The sequence below is a fragment of the Maridesulfovibrio salinus genome, from assembly GCF_055394525.1.
The window spans coordinates 4,277,096-4,295,401 of sequence record NZ_AP042461.1 but is presented as its reverse complement, the minus strand read 5'-3'; the positions used below and the strand labels follow the sequence as shown (position 1 = coordinate 4,295,401).

Annotated in this window: 18 protein-coding genes; 2 read left to right on the top strand and 16 right to left on the bottom strand. The window is 48.8% G+C overall.

Annotated features, from left to right (window positions below; genetic code table 11):
• Positions 1–46: 46 nt before the first annotated feature.
• From plsX to ACZ5PW_RS19610, 3 genes are read right to left on the bottom strand one after another with little or no spacing between them, the layout of a single operon-like run.
• Entirely contained in the window at positions 47–1,072 is a 1,026-nt protein-coding gene (plsX, locus tag ACZ5PW_RS19620) for a phosphate acyltransferase PlsX (RefSeq protein WP_464556705.1), read from the bottom strand.
• Positions 1,065–1,244, bottom strand: coding sequence for a 50S ribosomal protein L32 (rpmF, locus tag ACZ5PW_RS19615; RefSeq protein ID WP_464556704.1), 180 nt, complete (start codon positions 1,242–1,244; stop codon positions 1,065–1,067). The genes plsX and rpmF overlap by 8 nt, the downstream gene beginning before the upstream one ends.
• 52 nt (positions 1,245–1,296) lie before the next feature.
• Positions 1,297–1,815 (bottom strand): YceD family protein, encoded by a 519-nt coding sequence (locus tag ACZ5PW_RS19610; protein ID WP_464556703.1) that lies wholly within the window; start codon positions 1,813–1,815, stop codon positions 1,297–1,299.
• Between the two features lie 185 nt (positions 1,816–2,000).
• Between ACZ5PW_RS19610 and rpmB the strand changes: the two genes are divergently transcribed.
• The gene (rpmB, locus tag ACZ5PW_RS19605; RefSeq protein WP_464556702.1) at positions 2,001–2,213 is read left to right on the top strand and encodes a 50S ribosomal protein L28; all 213 of its coding nucleotides are present in this window, start codon (positions 2,001–2,003) and stop codon (positions 2,211–2,213) included.
• 82 nt (positions 2,214–2,295) lie between these two features.
• Here the strand turns inward: rpmB and ACZ5PW_RS19600 are convergent, their stop codons facing one another.
• From ACZ5PW_RS19600 to ACZ5PW_RS19590, 3 genes are all read right to left on the bottom strand, one after another.
• The gene (locus tag ACZ5PW_RS19600) at positions 2,296–2,658 is read right to left on the bottom strand and encodes a SpoIIAA family protein (protein WP_464556701.1); all 363 of its coding nucleotides are present in this window, start codon (positions 2,656–2,658) and stop codon (positions 2,296–2,298) included.
• 130 nt (positions 2,659–2,788) lie between these two features.
• Positions 2,789–3,778 (bottom strand): TAXI family TRAP transporter solute-binding subunit, encoded by a 990-nt coding sequence (locus ACZ5PW_RS19595; RefSeq protein WP_464556700.1) that lies wholly within the window; start codon positions 3,776–3,778, stop codon positions 2,789–2,791.
• 100 nt (positions 3,779–3,878) lie between these two features.
• Complete coding sequence (locus tag ACZ5PW_RS19590) at positions 3,879–5,549, bottom strand: gamma-glutamyltransferase family protein (RefSeq protein ID WP_464556699.1); 1,671 nt, start codon at positions 5,547–5,549, stop codon at positions 3,879–3,881.
• Between the two features lie 193 nt (positions 5,550–5,742).
• Between ACZ5PW_RS19590 and ACZ5PW_RS19585 the strand changes: the two genes are divergently transcribed.
• On the top strand, positions 5,743–6,495 hold the full coding sequence (locus ACZ5PW_RS19585) for a substrate-binding periplasmic protein (RefSeq protein ID WP_464556698.1): 753 nt from the start codon (positions 5,743–5,745) through the stop codon (positions 6,493–6,495).
• Positions 6,496–6,650: 155 nt separating this feature from the next.
• On the opposite strand, the gene gltX is transcribed toward ACZ5PW_RS19585, so the two are convergent.
• The 10 genes from gltX to ACZ5PW_RS19535 form a co-directional block, all read right to left on the bottom strand.
• Positions 6,651–8,045, bottom strand: a complete 1,395-nt coding sequence (gene gltX, locus ACZ5PW_RS19580) for a glutamate--tRNA ligase (protein ID WP_464556697.1) — start codon at positions 8,043–8,045, stop codon at positions 6,651–6,653.
• A 145-nt stretch (positions 8,046–8,190) separates the two neighbouring features.
• Complete coding sequence (locus ACZ5PW_RS19575) at positions 8,191–8,415, bottom strand: NifU family protein (protein WP_432737977.1); 225 nt, start codon at positions 8,413–8,415, stop codon at positions 8,191–8,193.
• 78 nt (positions 8,416–8,493) lie between these two features.
• Complete coding sequence (locus ACZ5PW_RS19570; protein ID WP_464556696.1) at positions 8,494–9,549, bottom strand: HDOD domain-containing protein; 1,056 nt, start codon at positions 9,547–9,549, stop codon at positions 8,494–8,496.
• A 141-nt stretch (positions 9,550–9,690) separates the two neighbouring features.
• Positions 9,691–10,545, bottom strand: a complete 855-nt coding sequence (locus ACZ5PW_RS19565; RefSeq protein ID WP_464556695.1) for a glycine betaine ABC transporter substrate-binding protein — start codon at positions 10,543–10,545, stop codon at positions 9,691–9,693.
• Between the two features lie 95 nt (positions 10,546–10,640).
• Complete coding sequence (locus tag ACZ5PW_RS19560) at positions 10,641–11,492, bottom strand: glycine betaine ABC transporter substrate-binding protein (RefSeq protein ID WP_464556694.1); 852 nt, start codon at positions 11,490–11,492, stop codon at positions 10,641–10,643.
• 31 nt (positions 11,493–11,523) lie between these two features.
• Positions 11,524–12,357 carry an ABC transporter permease gene (locus tag ACZ5PW_RS19555; RefSeq protein WP_464556693.1) on the bottom strand — a complete coding sequence of 278 codons (834 nt, stop codon included), beginning with the start codon at positions 12,355–12,357 and terminating at the stop codon, positions 11,524–11,526.
• 2 nt (positions 12,358–12,359) lie between these two features.
• A complete protein-coding gene (locus ACZ5PW_RS19550; protein WP_464556692.1) occupies positions 12,360–13,550 on the bottom strand; it encodes a quaternary amine ABC transporter ATP-binding protein in 1,191 nt (396 codons plus the stop codon).
• Positions 13,551–14,240: 690 nt separating this feature from the next.
• Positions 14,241–15,659, bottom strand: a complete 1,419-nt coding sequence (locus ACZ5PW_RS19545) for a sigma-54-dependent transcriptional regulator (RefSeq protein ID WP_464556691.1) — start codon at positions 15,657–15,659, stop codon at positions 14,241–14,243.
• 4 nt (positions 15,660–15,663) lie between these two features.
• Positions 15,664–17,400, bottom strand: coding sequence for a two-component system sensor histidine kinase NtrB (locus ACZ5PW_RS19540; RefSeq protein ID WP_464556690.1), 1,737 nt, complete (start codon positions 17,398–17,400; stop codon positions 15,664–15,666).
• Between the two features lie 21 nt (positions 17,401–17,421).
• Complete coding sequence (locus ACZ5PW_RS19535; protein WP_464556689.1) at positions 17,422–18,273, bottom strand: DUF4405 domain-containing protein; 852 nt, start codon at positions 18,271–18,273, stop codon at positions 17,422–17,424.
• Between the last annotated feature and the right edge of the window lie 33 nt (positions 18,274–18,306).

Genomic DNA, 18,306 nt, shown 5'->3' with positions numbered 1-18,306 from the left:
TGATTGCGAAAAACGGTGCTGCCCTGACAGCGCGGTGGAAAAAGCACTACAGTTCAGGTGCGATGATTTCCTTGTGGGCGGCCAGACCTTCTCTGAGGTGGGCTACTGCATCGTTTTTCACAAAAGTTGCGGCCATTTCGATGGCACGCTCAACCGCCCTGGAATCGGCTTTACCGTGGCAGACAAGGACAATTCCCTTAAGTCCGAGAACTGGAGCTCCTCCGTATTCGGATTTATCTACCAGTCTACCGAATCTTTTAAAAGCCTTCATGGCGAGCATGGCCCCGATTTTGGAAACGATGTCGCGCTTGAGTTCGCCTTTTAAAAGGTTGCCCAGACTGCTCGCCAGTCCCTCGGACAGCTTGAGTGCCACATTGCCTACAAATCCGTCGCAGACGGCAACGTCAACATCTCCGGTGAAAATATCACGCCCCTCTATGTTGCCTACAAAATTCAGTGATGAATTTTTCAGCATTTCATAGGAAGTCTTTACCAGAGTGTTTCCTTTGCCTTCTTCTTCTCCGATGGTCAGCAGCCCAATGCGCGGCTTATCGTATCCGAGAACATCCCTTGCAAGTACATCAGCCATAAGCCCGTACTGGAATAGGTGTTCGGGTTTGCAGTCCACGTTGGCTCCCACGTCCAGCAGGACCATGGGATTCTTTTCGGTGGGCAGAATGCCCGCCATGCCCGGGCGCAGCACGCCTTTTATCCTGCCGATGGTGAACATGCCGCAGGCTACAGTCGCACCGGAGTTCCCGGCACTGACAACGCCGTCGGCTTTGCCTTCCTTGACCAGTCTGCATGCAACCTGGATTGAAGAATCTTTCTTGCGGCGCATTGCATCAGCGGGTTTGTCTTCCATTGTGACAACCTGTGAGGCGTGGACGACATCAATAGTACATGATCCGGTATCGAGCTTTTCAAGCTCGGACCGGATCATGTACTCATCACCAACCAGAGTAATCGGAAGTCCCGATCTTGCGGCGGAAACCGCTGCCGGAACTATAACCGAAAGGCCGTAGTCGCCACCCATGGCGTCAACGGCTATGCGGGGTATTATGCTAGGCATCTTCGGAATTGATTACCTGACGACCTTTGTATGTTCCGCAGGAAGAGCAAGCTCTGTGAGGTACGGTGGGTTCACCGCATTCGCAGTATACTACGTTAGGGGTTGCTACGTGGTCGTGTGAACGACGCATGTTTCTGCGGGATTTTGAAGTTTTCTTTTTCGGCTGTGCCATGACTATTCTCCTAAAGAGTGATTTTTTTGACCGGTACTTTGCGAACCGGAATTTAGTTCTTTATCTTAAGATTGCGGAAAACCGCAAGCCTTGGGTCGCCCGCATCTTTTTCGCATTCGCAGCCGCCCTTATTCAGGTCGATGCCGCATTTTCCGCAGAGCCCTTTGCATTTTTCATCGCAAAGAGGTTTTACGGGCAGGGCCATAACGAAATGCTCCCAGAGGAGGGCTCCGATGTCGAGTTTCAAGCCTTCTTTGGTCCGAATCACAGGAGATTCTTCGTCCTCCCCCGATTCCGCCACTTGCTCGAATTCTTCGAACTCGGTGGAAATTTTATGCTTGTAGTCTGCCGTGCATCTGTCACAGGCAATGGTTACTGAGCCATTGGTTCTGCCCCGGATCAGACATCCGTCTCCCTGAGGGAGAATAAACACTTCAGAAACAAGAGGATCTCCTTCACGGACTTCCACCTTGTACTTTTTCCATGCGTTTGACCAGAAAATCTGGTCCTCGAAAACGAAATCCTGTCCCTCTTCAGGGATGTCATTTAATGTAATCCAGAGTTCAGACATATTTTTCCTCGCGGAGGGTTTTCCTATATGAGTTTTTTTTCTTATGTCAAGGAAAAAGAGCTTGCATTTTCCAGAGCGAGCGTTTAAATGATACCTCTTTTGTTCGGAAGGAGCAATTTCCCTTGCGGGGAATTCCGGTTTCCGGCAACCTAGAAAAGTTAACTATACCATCAAGGAGGTTCAACATGTCCCAGGTATGCGATATATGCGGTAAAGGCCCTCAGACCGGCAATAACGTTTCTCATGCTCACAATAAGACCAAGAGACGCTTCATGCCCAACCTGCAGAAGGTCCGCACCCAGCTTCCCAGCGGTGAAGTGAAAAGCATCAAAGCTTGCACCCGCTGCATCCGCTCCGGCGCTGTTGTAAAGCCCGTAGCCAGAAAAAAAGTAAGCTAGGTCAGATTTATTTTTCGCACGGCCAGTTCGTGTAAAAAGCCCCGGTCATATTAAATATGGCTGGGGCTTTTTTCATAAACTGTTATTCTGCTGCCCATTTCAATGCTTTGGAAAGTTCCTGCTCATTATAGGTTTTAACCTCGCCGCTGATGAGAGCCGATGCGACTTTTGTTCCCCACTCAACCCATGACGGGCCGCCGACAACGGCCAGTTTTTCAAAATCATTACGATGGGCGAATCCGAATTTTGCGTCTTCCCACATTGCTTTGAGTTCCCACCCTTCGAAATTGTCATCCATATAGAGCAGGCATCTGCCTTTGCCGTTTTCTCTGATCACTTTCTGCAGGGCGGGAATCCAGACTTCCGTATAATCCTCGGCCGTGACCATCCCTGTGGCTCTTACCGCGAGCATGGTTGCGTTGCTTTCAGGCATTACTTCAATCATCTTCATCTCCTTGCAAGACTGTTATCGATTAAAATAGTCTGTCCATAAATAACATGCTCTACAAGAAAAGAAAAAGTATCAATTGGGAAACTTTTTTCAACTGGACCTAATCCGTATAAATAAGACTTGTTTATTCTAGTATGCCGACTTCACGGTAGTATCGTTCAGCTCCGGGGTGTAAAGGGGCAGGAAGGTTTGATGTCGCTCGTTTAAGGGACATGGCCTTCGTCGCTTTATGAATGCTGTTGAAAAAAGGTAGGTTGTCGTAAATGGTTTTAGTTATTCTGTAGACTAATTCATCCGGGAGATCAGCCCGGCAGGCGAGGAAATTCGGCTGGGCAATAGTTCTGATCTCCTTTTCCTGTGAAGGGTATGTCCCGGCAGGAATTATATATCGGTTCCATATCGGATGGGATTTCTGAATTTTGGCAAGCTGTGCATCAGTGAATTCAAGTATTGTAACCCTGTCTGCTCCCAACTGTTCAAAAAGATGGGTGACTGCCGATGCCGGAGGTCCAGCGGGTAGGTTGGCCCCGGCTATCTTATCGTTTATCATAGCCTGCGCAGAGGGATTATAAGCCAGAAATTCGGGAGTAATGTCCTTTTCCATATCTATCCCCATAATCTTGAACAGAGTGTTGCCTGAGCCTTCAGCTCCGCTGTGTCTCTTACCCATGGAGAATCTTCTCCCCAGGTCTTTAAGGTCATCTATATTTCCATTTTTGACATATTTATTTAGCAGTGAAAAATGCTCCACGTTCTCCCATAGCATTGAGATTGAACGCAATTCTCTGAATTCAGATCCTTTATAGGGGCCTTCTCCTTTGTAGGCATCCTGACCGAAAATCGCCTGAATTATAATTAGATCGGCATCCCTGTTTCTGAGGAATTGAATGTTTTCACCTGACCCGGCGGAGTGGATTGCAGTAGCGGTTGTATTGCCGTCACTTGATAGATTGATTGTCAGTAGAGTCCCGATGGCAACACCTACGGGGTAATATGTTCCCCCGGTTGTGGCTGTAGATATTATCAGGTTTCTGCCGTCGGCATATGAAGGCAAGGGCGTCAGGGCCAGAGAGAGCATGCAGGTAAAGATCAGGCATGATATTTTTCCGAGCATGTTCCCTCCGGGCGAATGTTCTCTGTTGTGGATGTTAGGAATTGCTAGTGTATAAAGGGCACTTTAGTATAGCGTATCATGTTTAACGTGGTATTAACAACTAACATAATCCTGACGCGTATCCATCAGAACGCGGGTCACATCCTGCGCAGAGGGTTCCAGACTCCTGATCACGGACAATTATCTGGCCGCGGCCGAAAAGGGCCCGGTTGTATCCGCCTCTGACTTCAAGATCGTGCCCCATTTTGAAAAGCTCTTCTACTGTCTTTTGGGGCATACCTTCTTCCATGCAGACTTTTCCCCCTGCCTCTCCCGGTTCAATGCAGAAGCGAAGACGGTCCAATGCTTCCTGCGGCCCCGCGCCATCATCAAGCATTGCGGAAATGATCTGTAAATGTCCCTGTGGCTGCATGAATCCTCCCATGACGCCGAATACAGAATGAAGGGACTTATCTTTGCGCAGGCAAATGCCGGGGATAATTGTGTGGTAGCTGCGTTTGCCGCCTGACAGGGCATTGGGGTGTGTTGGATCAAGAGAGAAGTTGTGTCCCCTGTTCTGCAGGGGAAATCCCAGTCCGTCAGGAACGATTCCGGTTCCGAAGCCCATGTAGTTTGAGTTGACCATGGAACAACCGTTGCCGTCTTTGTCCACAACGCAGAAATAAACTGTATCCGATGAGTTTACAGGAACGCCCGACTCACTATCCAGCTTTGCACGGTCGGGAAAAATCTGAGCTGCACGCCTGGCTCCGTAGGATGGAGAAAGGAGCTTTTCAAGCGGAGGTGTATAGTGCTGCGGATCAGCGACATGCAGTCGGGCATCGGCAAAGCCAAGCCTCATCGCCTCGATCAGATGGTGCATTCTTTGAGTTGAATATGGAGGGCTGAGGCTTTCCATATCGATTTCATTCAAGGTGTTTAAAGCAAGCAGTGCCGCAAGCCCCTGACCATTTGGAGGGCATTCATGAATTTCATATCCCCTGTAATTGATACTGATTGAATCCTGAAATAAAGTTGCATGCCCGGCCATATCTTCAGCAGTCAGAAACCCTCCGTTCTCAAGCACACTTTCAGTTATCTTTTTAGCTACATAGCCATTGTAAAAAAGGTCTTTCGCAGATTCAGGAGAGCATTCGGCGATATGCTTAAGAGTCTGGCCCAAATCTCGGTTTATCATTATTTCCCCACAGCGTGGAGCGCGGCCGTTCAATAGTAAATTATGTCCGCCGGGACTGGTGTTCAATATTTCTTCAGCCCCCTCCTCCCATAGATGAGCTGTAACAGGACTGACCGGGAAACCCTGCATGGCGTAGCGTATTGCCGGGGAAAAAATATCTGAAAGCTGCATGGAGCCGTGTCTTTCCACCAGATCAGCCCAAAGCCCGAATGCTCCGGGAACGTTGACAGTCATGGCATGGCGGGGTGGGAGCTGATCAGTGATTCCCATGGAAGCCACTTTCTCAAGTGAAATACTGCTGGCGGATTTTCCTGAACCGTTGAGTGCCGATACTTTTCTTTTTTCCGAATCATAAAACAAGGCAAAGGCATCACCACCCAGCCCGGTGCTGCATGGTTCAATCACAGCCAAGGTTGAGGCTGTTGCAATTGCCGCATCAGCGGCATTCCCGCCAGCTCGTAATATTTCCAGGCCGGCTTCGGTCGCAAGGGGTTGACTTGAAGCGACCATGCCCTGGGTAGAAAAAACAGGTGATCGGCGTGAACTAAAGGTAAATTGAGGCTTTGAATAATTGCAAATTTCGTAGGATGGCATTCTTATCTCCGTTGATTAGCCTTTGTTATATTTAGAATTTTAGATTCAATTCCATTCGCAATGCAAGCGTTCTTTTTAGAACTTCGTTCTCTGTAGATTATGTGTGATCTCAATTGATTCAGAGTGGTTGCGCTTCGAGTAATTAATAATTTGCAGGGTTGTGTTTTAGTTGCTCAGAGGATATTGTTACAATATGGTTACTTTAATCAGTTCAGTTGTGCTGATCCTCTCTCTTCACTTTTCTTCCATAGCTCTACACGCATCAGATCTCAGGATTATGGCTGAAGAATATCCGCCTTACAGTTTCAGGGTTGATGGCAAGGCTGAAGGACTAATCGTTGATCTTGTTGAGTTGATTTATGAAGACTTGCATGGAGAGATGCCTCAGATAAGGTTCTACCCGTGGGCCAGAGGATACAGGAAGCTTCAGCATGGAACAGGAGATGTCCTGTTTCCTATGGCGATGACTCCAGAAAGGTCAACAGAGTTTAAATTTGTTGGTCCCTTATTGTGGGATGATGTATATTTTTATCGCAGAAAGAATTCAGATATCAGGCTTGATTGCGTTGATGATGCCCGTAAAGTGGGCAAAATAGCAGTGACCCGGGATGATATTTTTCATCAGAATCTTATAAAACTAGGCTATTCAAATCTTGATATAAGCCCGACTCAAAAATGTGATTTTTTGAAACTGCTAAAGGGGAGAGTTGATCTGGTTCCCATGGGAAGTAAGGCCTACAGGTATTTCATGGAAAAATTTCCGGAACTCAATACTGATGATTATGAGCGTACAGGCCCTCCGGTTTTCTTTACCGCAACATACATTGCTTTTTCTAAGGCTACTCCTGATGAAATAATAGTGAGTTGGCAGGGTGCATTGAATAGATTAAAAGCCGAAGGTAGATGGCTTGAACTTGTGGATAAATATTTTTCTCCTGAAAGATAGGGTTGGCTCAGTATGAACCGTTGAAGTCTGAAAAAGTTCCACTTGCAAAATATTAAGCCCCGTATACGCATGCGTATACGGGGCTTTTAAGTCTGAGGCAGAATCAATGGGCTAACTGAATACAGAATCAACGCCTCAATGCTTCTGAGAGGTGTTTAGACAAGTTCTACAGCGCGTTTCATGCGGGCTGAGGTTTCATCTTTACCGAGCACGAGCATGAGGTCATAGAGCCCGCCCGGAGACTGTGTGCGACCACAGAGAGCCAGACGTACGGGCTGTCCAATTGCTTTGAACTTGAGTTCTTTTTCCTCGAGAAAACCCTTGCATACAGCTTCGAGGGAGTCGTGAGTGAATTCTTCATCGGCTTCAATCCGAGCAGTGAGTTCCTTGAGAATTTCAACTGCCTCGGGTTTGAAAACCTTTTCAACGGCCTTGCTGTCGTATTCCAGTTCGTTTGCGCTCACGAGAAAGAAATCGCACATATCCGCCATTTCTTTGTAGTTGGTAGAGCGAGGCTGAAGCAGCGGAATGATCTTTTCAAGATAGGCATCACTTGCCTCAATCCCTTCGGGAAGGAAGAGGCGCATCCCTGCAATCAGATCTGCCGGGGCTTTGGCTTTGATATATTCACTGTTAACCCAGTCCAGTTTTTTGGTATCGAAAACTGATGGTGAGTTACCGAGGTTGTCAGTATTGAAAAGCTCAATGAGTTCTTCGCGGGAGAAAAGTTCCTGATCTCCGTGGGACCAGCCGAGGCGAACAAGGTAGTTTACAACCGCTTCCGGCAGGTAGCCCATTTTTTCGTATTCCATCACTGAAAGCGCGCCGTGGCGTTTGGACAGTTTTTTCTTGTCCGGGCCGAGGATCATGGGAACATGACCGAAGTTCGGTACTTCCCAGCCGAGAGCCTTGTAAAGCAGGATCTGGCGGGGGGTGTTGTTCACGTGGTCATCACCGCGCAGGACTTCTGTCACTCCCATTGTGTGGTCATCCACAACAACAGCAAGGTTGTAGGTGGGGGATCCGTCACTTCTGCGCAGGATCATGTCGTCCATTTCCGCGTTTTCAACGCTGATAGGGCCTTTGATCATATCCGTGAACGAAGTGCGTCCGTCCAGCGGCGCTTTAAAGCGCACAACCCTGTTCTCACCGGGCCCGAGATTTTTTTCACGGCAGGAACCGTCATATTTGGGCTTGCGCTTCTCTTTCATGGCTTTTTCGCGCATGGCGTCAACCTGTTCAGGGGTGCAGTCACACCAGTACGCTTTTCCTTCATCCAGCAGTTTGTCGATGTAGCTGTTATAAAGGTCAAAGCGTTCACTCTGGTATACAGGCTCCCCGGTCCAGTCCATACCCAGCCATTTCATGGAATCAAGAATGGCATCAGTATATTCCTGTCTGGAGCGTTCTCGGTCAGTGTCTTCGATGCGCAGCACGAAGTCACCGCCGTTATGTTTGGCCAGCAGCCATGCGAAAAGTGCGGTGCGCGCGCCACCGATATGCAGATGTCCGGTGGGGCTGGGTGCGAAACGGGTTACGGTTTTAGCCATGGTAGGTTCTCCTGAAATATTATTTACAGGTCCATAAGCAAAAAAATCCGCCGGAATTGGCGGTATTTGATACTGAACCTGTTCGTTCTTTCTCTGGGCGGATTCTGCCACCGGCTGAGGATTTCAGGCCCCAGCCGGCAAAATCTTATTCGGCAGGCTCAACGCCTTTAAGTTCTGGAATCTCTTTGAGCAGGGTGCGCTCGATGGCGTTTCTCAAAGTGATCTGGGACATAGGACAGCCCTTGCATGCGCCCTGCATGCGAACTTTGGCAATGCCTTTGTCTGTTACCTCAACGAGTTCAACGTTGCCGCCGTCAGCCTGAAGAAGGGGTCTGACTTTATCGAGTGCGGCTTCGACTTTATCGTGCATGGTAAATCCTCCATTTGGTATGCAGGCTCAAGTACGATCTTTAGGCTGTGATGTCAAATCTGCAGGGAGGCTCTCATATTACCTTTTTATGTGCGGCAGTATCGAGAAAGCGTCTTTCAGAAGGGGGGTGAGCCGCTTGTCCAGCTTGCGGAGTCTTTCGGGATCAAGGCCGTGTTCTTTCCACCGTTCGCTTTTAATATTGCGGATGAAAAAATCTCCTCCTCCACCGATGCCCATTGTCTTGGCAATCACATTGGCAAAAAATACATGCATGGATTCCGGTTTCTTAGAAGCCTTGACCGGATTATGGTGATAAAGAACTGCAGTTACAAGTGAGAATGGAAGGTTCCATTTCCGCAGCAGCATTCCCCCCAGTTCAGCATGGTCAAATCCTGTGACCACTCTTTCTGCCTTGAACATGAGGGCTTTTTTGTTTCTGGAAATGGCTGTCGCCGCAACGGCCTGCTCCGGCAGGGCCATCATCAGGACAGGGCGCCCTATGTCGTGCAGCAGTCCGGCTACAAAAGCTTTTTCAGGTGATCCCTGTTTGAGCATGCGGCAGAGTTCACTTGCGATAATGCCGCAGGCAAAACTGTGTCTCCAGAAAAGTTCGAGGTCTATTATGTCAGCGGGAAGGTCCTTGAACATGTCCATTACTGAGGTTCCGAGGGCAAGTGTTGAAAGCTGCTTGGTTCCTATGACAGCTACAGCTCTTGAAATGGTATCTATCTGGGATGGAAAGCTGTAAAATGCGCTGTTGACCATACGCAAAAGAAATGCGGACAGAGCAGTGTCCTGCGATATTACTTTGGCCACGTCAGCTGCAGAGCTGCCGGGATCGTTGATGACCTGCCGCAACTCTATGAAAACCTGCGGAAGTGAAGGAAGTTTTATATCCGAGCCAAGGAGCGAAAGAGGGTCGACCTGAGAGAATTTTTTTGTCGGCATGGGCAGTTCTGAAACTTTTTTGTATAGTTCCGGGTGCTCCATAAGATCCTGAGCCACGTGTTTAACGCCAAGTTCAAAGAGGGTGTTCAGGACCGGTTTTTCCCTGTCAGCATGCGTAAAGCGTTCCTCCATAAGTTCAACTGCTCTCAGAAGGGTTTCTTCGGGGACCATGTTCTTCTCTGTCATGATAAAAAAGCCTTTTTTCTGAATGGTTGCTTAGTGTTGATCGTACATCAAAAGGCCATTTCGTCAAAGTCGTCTTTATAAAATATAACAGCCCCGCAGAAATCAATTCTGCGGGGCTGTTATATTCAGAAAATGTTTTGCTTATTTAAACCAGGAATCGACCAGAGCCTTGTTTTCCTTCATGAATTTCTTTGCGTTTTCATAAGGATCGGAACCGTCTTCCTGGTTCCAGGCCATGAGTGTCTGCAACTGGCCGGGATTCTGGTACCTGAAGTTGTCCAGAAATTCGTATACTTCGGGCTTATCTTTTTTGAGGTCTTTACGGACTATGGTATGGATCGTTTCCTCGCCGCCCAGCACGCCTTTGGGGTCGTCAAGATATTTAAGGTCCCAGCGGCCGAACATCCAGTGGGGGGACCATCCTGTTACGACAATCCATTCCTTGTTTTTGATCGCATTGTCGAGTGCTGCTGTCATGGTTGCGCCGGAGCCTTCCATAAGTTCAAATTTATCGAGCTTGTACTCTTTCATCGCATCTTCAGAGAGTCTCATAAGGCCCGCTCCGGGGTCAATTCCGGTAATTTTACCGTCAAATTTGTCCGCGTTTTTATTGAGCTCATCGATTGAACTGATTTCAACGTAAGACGGGACTACCCAGCCAAGCTTTGCACCACCGACTATCATGCCGAGGTTTTCCACTTTGTTCTTTACTTTGTCGTAGTAGTCTTTGTGAGTGACGGGCAGCCATGCTGTTGCCATGCCGTCCACATCTCCAGTCCCTACGGCCTGCCACATTGCGGCTGCTGTAACAGGAAGTATCTCGCATTCATAACCCATACGTTCCTGAAGGACTGCTTTAAGCAGGTTGGTTGTTGCAGTGGCACAGTCCCACTCAACATAAGCCAGTGTTACCTTTTTGGAGTCGTCAGCAAAAGCACTTGATGCAAATGCACAAATCAACAGGGCCGTTATGAAGATAGAAAGAATCTTTTTCATTTTTTAGTCCTTGGTTGAGGGTTATGAGTATTGAGTTCATAATATTAAAAAAGTCCCCCGCAGCAAAGGCGGGGGACTTTTGGGGGTGAGCGGAATTATTTAAGCCAGGAATCAACCTGTTCTTTGTTTTCCTTGATGAAACGCTTCGCGTTTTCGTAGGGGTCAGCGCCTTTTTCCTGGTTCCAGGCCATGACCATCTGGAGCTGGTTAGCGTCTTTCCATGCGAACTTGTCGAGGAAAGCGTAAACCTCAGGCATATCTTCTTTAAGATCCTTACGGACAACGGTGTTGATTGTTTCTTCATCACCGAGAGCCTTTTTGGGGTCTTCAAGGTATTTGAGGTCCCAGCGTCCGAACATCCAGTGAGGAGACCATGCGGTCACGATGATCCACTTGTTGTCTTTGACTGCACCTGCGAGAGCTGCGGTCATGGTTGCACCGGAACCTTCCATGAGTTCGAATTTATCGAGGTCGTATTCTTCGATTGCTTCTTCGGAACGCATCATGAGTCCCGCACCGGGGTCAATACCGATGATTCTGTCGTCGAATTTGTCAGCGTACTTGTTGAGATCTTCGATCTTGTCAACGGTAACATAAGAGGGAACAGCCCAGCCGAGCTTGGCACCGGTTACGTTGGGCCCGAGGTCTACTACGCTGTTTTTGAGTCTCTTGAGGTAGTTGGCGTGGGTTACGGGCAGCCATGCTGCGGCCATACCGTCTACATCGCCTGATGCTACACCCTGCCACATTACAGCTGCTGCAACCGGAATGATTTCGCATTCATAACCCATGCGTTCTTCAAGCACGGCTTTGATAACGTTTGTGGTGGCTGTGGCGCAGTCCCACTCAACATATGCGAGTTTGACTTCCTTGTCCCCTGCGAATGCGGTTGCACTGAAAGCGGTAAGCATCAGTGCTGCGAGAGCCAGTGTTAAAAGCTTTTTCATTTTTATCTCCCTGAAACAGGTTACGGTCCGGTTATTTTTTGCCGGAGCCTATTTTTTGAAGTACGCGGTCCATGACCATGGCCACGATTACGATACCGATTCCGGCCTCGAAGCCTTTACCCATCTGCAGGCGCTGAATGGCTTTCCACACTTCACCACCAAGGCCCTTCGCGCCGATCATTGCTGCGATAACAACCATTGACAGCGCAAGCATAACTGTCTGGTTGACACCTGCCATAATCGTCGGGGTGGCGATGGGAAGTTCGAGTTTAAAGAGTCTTTGCCAGCGAGTGGACCCGAATGCCTCGGCACACTCGACCAGTTCGGAGGGTACCTGTTTAATCCCAAGGCAGGTCAGTCTGATGGACGGCGGCATGGCAAAGATGATTGTTGAAAAGATAGCCGCAACCTTACCCAGTCCGAAAAACGGAATAGCCGGGATGAGGTATACAAAGGCGGGCATTGTCTGCATGACGTCAAGCACCGGCATGACCACTTTGTGTACATAACGGTTCATGGCAGCCAGAATACCGAGCGGAACACCGATCAGCAGAGCAAGCATTGTTGCGACAATGACCAGTGCAATGGTGCTGACGGTTGCTTTCCAAAGCCCCATATTCCAGATCAGCAGCAGCCCGAGCACTGCAAAAATGGTAGTGCGTTTGCTTTTGGCCAGACGCCAGGTGATCAGTCCGACAATGATAATGAACAACCATGGCGGACAGGCTTTCATAGCGGTCTCGACCACGTCCAGACCGGATTCCATTACTGCTGAGAATGCTTTGGTGGCAAAGGAGAAATGCGCGACCAGAAAGTCGATAAAGGATTCAATGGCGTCGCCGACGGGTATGCGTGGAAAATCCATGTCTAGTTACCTCCTCGTTCCGCCAGTGCCCCGATGAGTGTGCCTCTGACGATAACGCCTTTGAGCTTGTTGTTTTCATCAATTACCGGCAGGGGCAGGGTTCTGTCCTGCATGATATTGAAAAGTTCCTGTGCCGGTGCGTCCAATTCCACCGCCTGTAAATCTGTATGCATTATTGTCCTGATGTCTTTTCCGCCTTCCTCGACAAGTCTGGCGCAGTCTCCGGCGTTTAACATTCCCATGAGTTTGTGCTGTTCATCGAGCACAAAAAGGTTTGAGATGCTGTTCTTGCGCATTTTACGCAGTGATGATCTTGGACCGTCATTCTTGATATAAGCCACTGCGTCGATTTTTTTCATAACCGATTCAGCAGTGAGAACCTTGGTTATATCAACGTCCTCAACAAAGCGGCGGACATAATCCGTAGCCGGTTCGGTAAGGATTTCTTCAGGGGTTCCAATCTGAACGATTTCGCCGTCTTTCATGAGAACGATGCGGTCGCCGAGCTTGAGGGCTTCATCAAGGTCGTGACTGATGAATACGATAGTCTTGTGCATGCGTTCCTGCAGGTTGATGAGCTCGTCCTGCATATCGCGGCGGATGAGCGGGTCAAGCGCACTGAATGCCTCGTCCATGAGCAGGATGTCCGGGTCAAGGGCAAGGGCGCGGGCGAGTCCGACTCGCTGCTGCATACCGCCGGAAAGCTGTGAGGGGTATGAGTCTTCCCAGCCTGCGAGACCGACCAGTTCAAGGGCCTCCATGGCTTTCTGCTTTCTCTCTTCTGGGTCCACATTGCCGATTTCAAGTCCGTATTCGGTGTTCTTGAGCACTGTGCGGTGTGGATAGAGTGCGAAGTTCTGAAACACCATCCCCAGTTTGGTTAGTCTGACCTGTCGAAGCTGTTCTCTGTTGAGGCTGGTAATGTCTTCACCGTCGATGAAGACTTTTCCGCCAGTGGGTTCGATAAGTCTGTTGATGCAGCGCACCAGGGTGGATTTACCACTTCCTGAAAGACCCATGACAACTACGATTTCACCCTGCTCAACGGAAAAGGAGGCGTTGTTGACGCCGACACCATGTCTGGTCTTTTCCATGACCTCATCCTTATTGGCTCCTTTTTCGAGCATCGGGATGATTTTCTTGGGGTTGGAACCGAAGATTTTGTAGAGATTCTCAACTCGTATTTTTTCCATGATTTCTCCGTTTAGAAAATCTAAACTATAATTCTGTGTTTGTATGGAATGGTCTAAATTAATTGGAAATATATTGGGGGAGGGAGAGGGTGTTCGGAACAGGTATTTTTTCCGGAGCCGAACTGGGGGTGAGAGGAGGTACCGAGAGTCCTGCCGTTTCTTTGTAGAATTTGTTTCTTAGGTGCATTTTTTTTATGCAATTTTGCAGTTTTGCAGTTGTGTTTAATGTTGTTTTAGAAAAATACTGTTTTTGCATTGAGGTAATACAGAATTTACAGTGCTTCTGTATACAAAGCAAAAAAGAATTACCTCTAGTTGTTACTTCTGTGTTAAGAACCTTTTTCAAGCTCCCGATCGGGATGCTAGAACTGCAGGTCAAGAGATTTAAGAGTAAATAAAATATACGCCTATGTCAAATTAGAGAGAATGCTAGCATATTCAAAAGGGTTTAGCCCGTTTTCAGCAGTGTAATTTTACACCGATCAAAACGAAATGCATTGAATGAATACAAAGCCGGAAAAGCTGATGGGCTATAGATCCTTCAAGTGCTTTTGAAACTGATTATTTGAGCTGAGTTTATATTATTATAATTCAATTATAGTGAAAAAGGAAAGCCCCGAATAAATTTTTATTCGGGGCTTCGGATTGGTGGTAAAAATGGTGTGTATGGAGACAAGACGCTAAAAAAGACTATCTCCTGGTCAGGCCATACTTTTTAAGTTTGTATTGTAATGTCCTGCGGCTGATCCCAAGCGATTCAGCGGTGCGCTCACGGTGGTGCTGGTTTGCCTCCAAGGCAGCTATCAGGGCCTGTCTTTCGGCATCATCTAGTGATGCGGGGCCTGCTTTGGGGGGAGGGGGCGTTTGATATTCACCTCCTGCCGGGGTAGTCTGATCCACTGTCTGATCGGTTGGGGCAACTGCCGATGCCGGTGCCGGGTTTTGTACCTGAGGTGGTAGCAGTTCCGGGCCGAGAACCTCACTTCTGCCTAGGATTATTGCTCTTTCAAGTACATTTTCAAGTTCTCTCACGTTTCCGGGCCAGTTGTATCTGCTAAGGACGTCCAGAAATGAAGGACTTACCGAGCGGACTTTTTTGTTGTTCTTACGGCCCAGTTTCTCCAGCAGGTGGGCTACCAGCGCCGGGAGGTCTCCAACCCTTTCCCGAAGAGGGGGGATGCGTATTTCAAGCACACTCAACCGGTAGTAGAGGTCTTCCCGGAAGTTTCCTTTTTCCACTTCTTTTTTTAGATCTCGGTTTGTTGCGGCGATTATCCGCACGTCTGTTTCAACAGGTGAAACGCTTCCAAGCGGTTCGACGATTTTTTCCTGCAGGGCTCGCAGGATCTTCGCCTGAAGCACAGGGTCCATTTCTCCTATCTCGTCCAGAAAAAGAGTTCCGCCTGAGGCCAGTTGAAAACGTCCGGGCTTGTTGGCGTTAGCCCCGGTAAAAGCTCCTTTCACATAGCCGAAAAGTTCGCTTTCCAGAAGATTCGCCGGCAGTGCTGCGCAGTTTACTTTAATCAGCGGCTTGTCTGCCCGCAGGCTTGCTCTGTGCAGCCCTTCCGCCACAAGTTCCTTACCGGTTCCTGATTCACCCAGTACAAGAATGGTCGCCTCTGATGGCCCCGCCTGTTCAATGAGATCTTTTACATTGAGCATAGCCCGACTGTTGCCGATCATTTCTTCTGAGTTTCCGGCTGCTGACTTGAGGCGTTCATTCTCATCCACCAGCCGGGAGTAATCCAGAGCCTTGTTAAGGACAGCCTTGAGCTCTTCATTGTCAGCCGGTTTTGTAAGGTAGTCGAATGCACCGTGTTTCATCGCTACAACAGCGGAGTTAACATTGCCGTAAGCAGTAAGCATGATGACCGGAAGACCGGGAATAATGGCATTCAATTCTTTTAGAAGGGCCATGCCGTCCATGCCTTGCATACGCATGTCGATCAGTGCCGCATTCAGTTCAAGACCGGGAATGAGTTCCAGAGCCCGTTCTCCGGAATCGGCTTCATGGACAGTCCACCCGTCTCCTTCCAGGACTGCCCTGATGAGCATCCTGAGGGAAGGTTCGTCATCAACGATTAATACGGTTTTGCTGTTGTCGTTCATATATTTATTCCTCGTTGCGGGGATTGGGAAAGTAGATCTTTACACAGGTTCCGCCCAGTGGGTCGCCTTCTTCCTGACTTGATATATTAACCCGTCCGTTATGTCCGCGCATGATTGTGTTGACAATTGCCAGTCCCAGTCCGGTCCCTTTGGGTTTGTCGGTAAAGAAAGGCTCAAGCGCATGTTCACGGATATCGTCCGGCATACCGGGCCCGTTGTCACACACACTGATCCATACTCCATGTCCGGATTCCTCGGCGGAAATGGATATTTTTCCATCACTTTCCGGAACCGCGTCAAGACTGTTGACCAGCAGATTCAGAAGCACCTGTCTGATGCCGTCCGGGTCCGCATAAACCTGGTCAGTCTGGAGGTCGGTAGATATCCAGGTCCCTTTGTGTTCCAGGTCGAATCCCATCAGGGTATGCATTGATCTACATATTTCGCTCAGGCTCAATATTTCCGGTTCCAGTTCGTGAGGTCTGGAAAGGTAAAGCAGGTCGGTAACAACCCGGTTCAAACGGTCGGCTTCTTCAAGCATGGTACCGGCGTATGTACCGTATGGAGCTTCATCCTTGAATTTTTCAGCAAAAAGCTGGGCAAAACCGCGCAGTGAGCTTAAAGGGTTGCGGATTTCATGAGCAACCCCGGCTGCAAGTGAACCTATGGAAGCCAGTCTGCGGGCCTCGTAAAGGTCTTCCTCCAATCCCGCAATATCCGTACGGTCACGGATAATGATCATGGTCCGTTTTTCCTCGGGACTTTCAAAATAGGGAAAAAAGATGAATTCGAGGTTCTTGCCGTTCAAAAGGGCATGTTCCCAGGTTACATTGTTCCTGCGGAACTCCTGCAGGGATTCATAGGAAAAGTCGTTCCAGTTCATGCCGACCAGAGCTTTTTCCGGCGGACTGCCAAGGAGGTTATGTGCCGAACCGTTGGCTGCGAGGATGTTGCCTTCCGTAGTAAGGGTCAGAAGTCCGTCCGGCATGTTATCAAGCAGATTCGCCTGAAAGCTTTCAAGGCGGGTCAGTTTTTTACCCTGTTCCCTGCGCTGGAAGTAGGCAACGGCCAGAAGCCATAGGACGAGACCCGCCAGAAAAATATATCCGGTTTGTAATAAGGCAGCCCTGCGGTATTGTTTAAACTGGTGGAGGTGCTTTTCCGCATTCAGTCCTAAAAGGAGATAGGTGCTGCGATCATGGGGCGGTAAAAAGCGGAACTTCGGATTCCCATACAACCTCAACAGGGCGGGCTGCCCTATAGTTCCGTACAGCAGAGCAGCTTTGCCTCCGATCATGACCGGCGTACTGGATTCCCGGACAGTCTCGATCATTCTGAACATCTCATTGGGCGGCGTATACTTCTGGCCGTCCTGATTCACCACCAGAAGCGGTTCCCGGTCTGGACCATAAAGGGCGATATACAAAAGGTCGCCCTGTGAAACCATTTCTCTGAAAAGTTCCCGGGCTTCTGGGGCAAGTCCTTCAGGCATGCGGCGGTTGTGCATGTCGTGCCCGTTGTTGCCTCCGGGCCTGCGCATGCGCCGCGCTCCTTCCACAAGCTGAATATCAAGACCTCTGGCAATTGAGCGGGCTGAAAGCAGCATATGCTCAAACACTGTCTGGTGCATCTGGCGAAGGTTGTGCCAGGTAAGGTAAAGACTTCCGGCCCCGAGTAATATCAGGGCCAGAAGTGCAAGAGCAAGAGGCAGTTTATGTGATTTCTGTGAACTTAGTTCCATTTATGCGTAAGGTAGAGTTTATTATGGATTGAGCAGGGCGCCCACTTCACGGGGGGAGCTTAATCCAAGAGTTGCCGCAATTTCACGGATGGTCGTGGACTTGTCAACCACGGCTCCTTTTTTCCGGAGTATGCCCAGCGCGGTATTAACGTCCAGATTATTGTTCAGGCAATATTTTTCAAGTGACATTCTGCCGATTCCGGCTCCGTTACTTATCCCGGATTGATGGTCGTTTTCTGCCGATTCTGCTTTGGTTGGTCTGCTGCCGATTGTCTGCGGTTGATCCTTGAGAATTATTTCATGCAGTTCCTTAGGTGTGATTCCTGCTTTGGCCGCAATTGATTTTATGGACTGCTTTCCCGATTCGATTTCCAGTCCGGCTTTTTTAATCGAAGCAACTGCCTTGTCCACGTCAAGCCCGGTCCGTTTACAAAAAATATCAAGCGGGCTCAGTTCAGCATGTCCATAAGGGGGGACACCGTATTTCTGTTCACCTTTGTCTTTGAGATAAGTGGCGAAATCCAGAACCTGCTGCATGGGAGGAAGTCCGGCAATGGTTCCGAAGGCGACAAACAGGGTTATGATAAGGCTTATGAAAAATGCGGGAGATGTGAAATTAGCAGCACCGGATTTCTTTTTGAGATACGCAAGTATCGGCTTCCAGTTCAGCCAGATGTGAAGAATTGAAAAGGTTATAAATAATACACCTGTACAGATGTGTATGTCTCCCCACTGTTCTTTGCTTAACCCCATAAAGGTCCAGTCTGCCCAGTAGGCAACCCTTCCCTGAGGTACGAAGTAGAGAACAATACTGGTCAGGGTCAGCATTATTATGGAAAAAAAACTGGTTAGGGAAGTGATTTTTCTGAACATGGTCAACTCCTTGGGGTATGATGGTAATGCGTT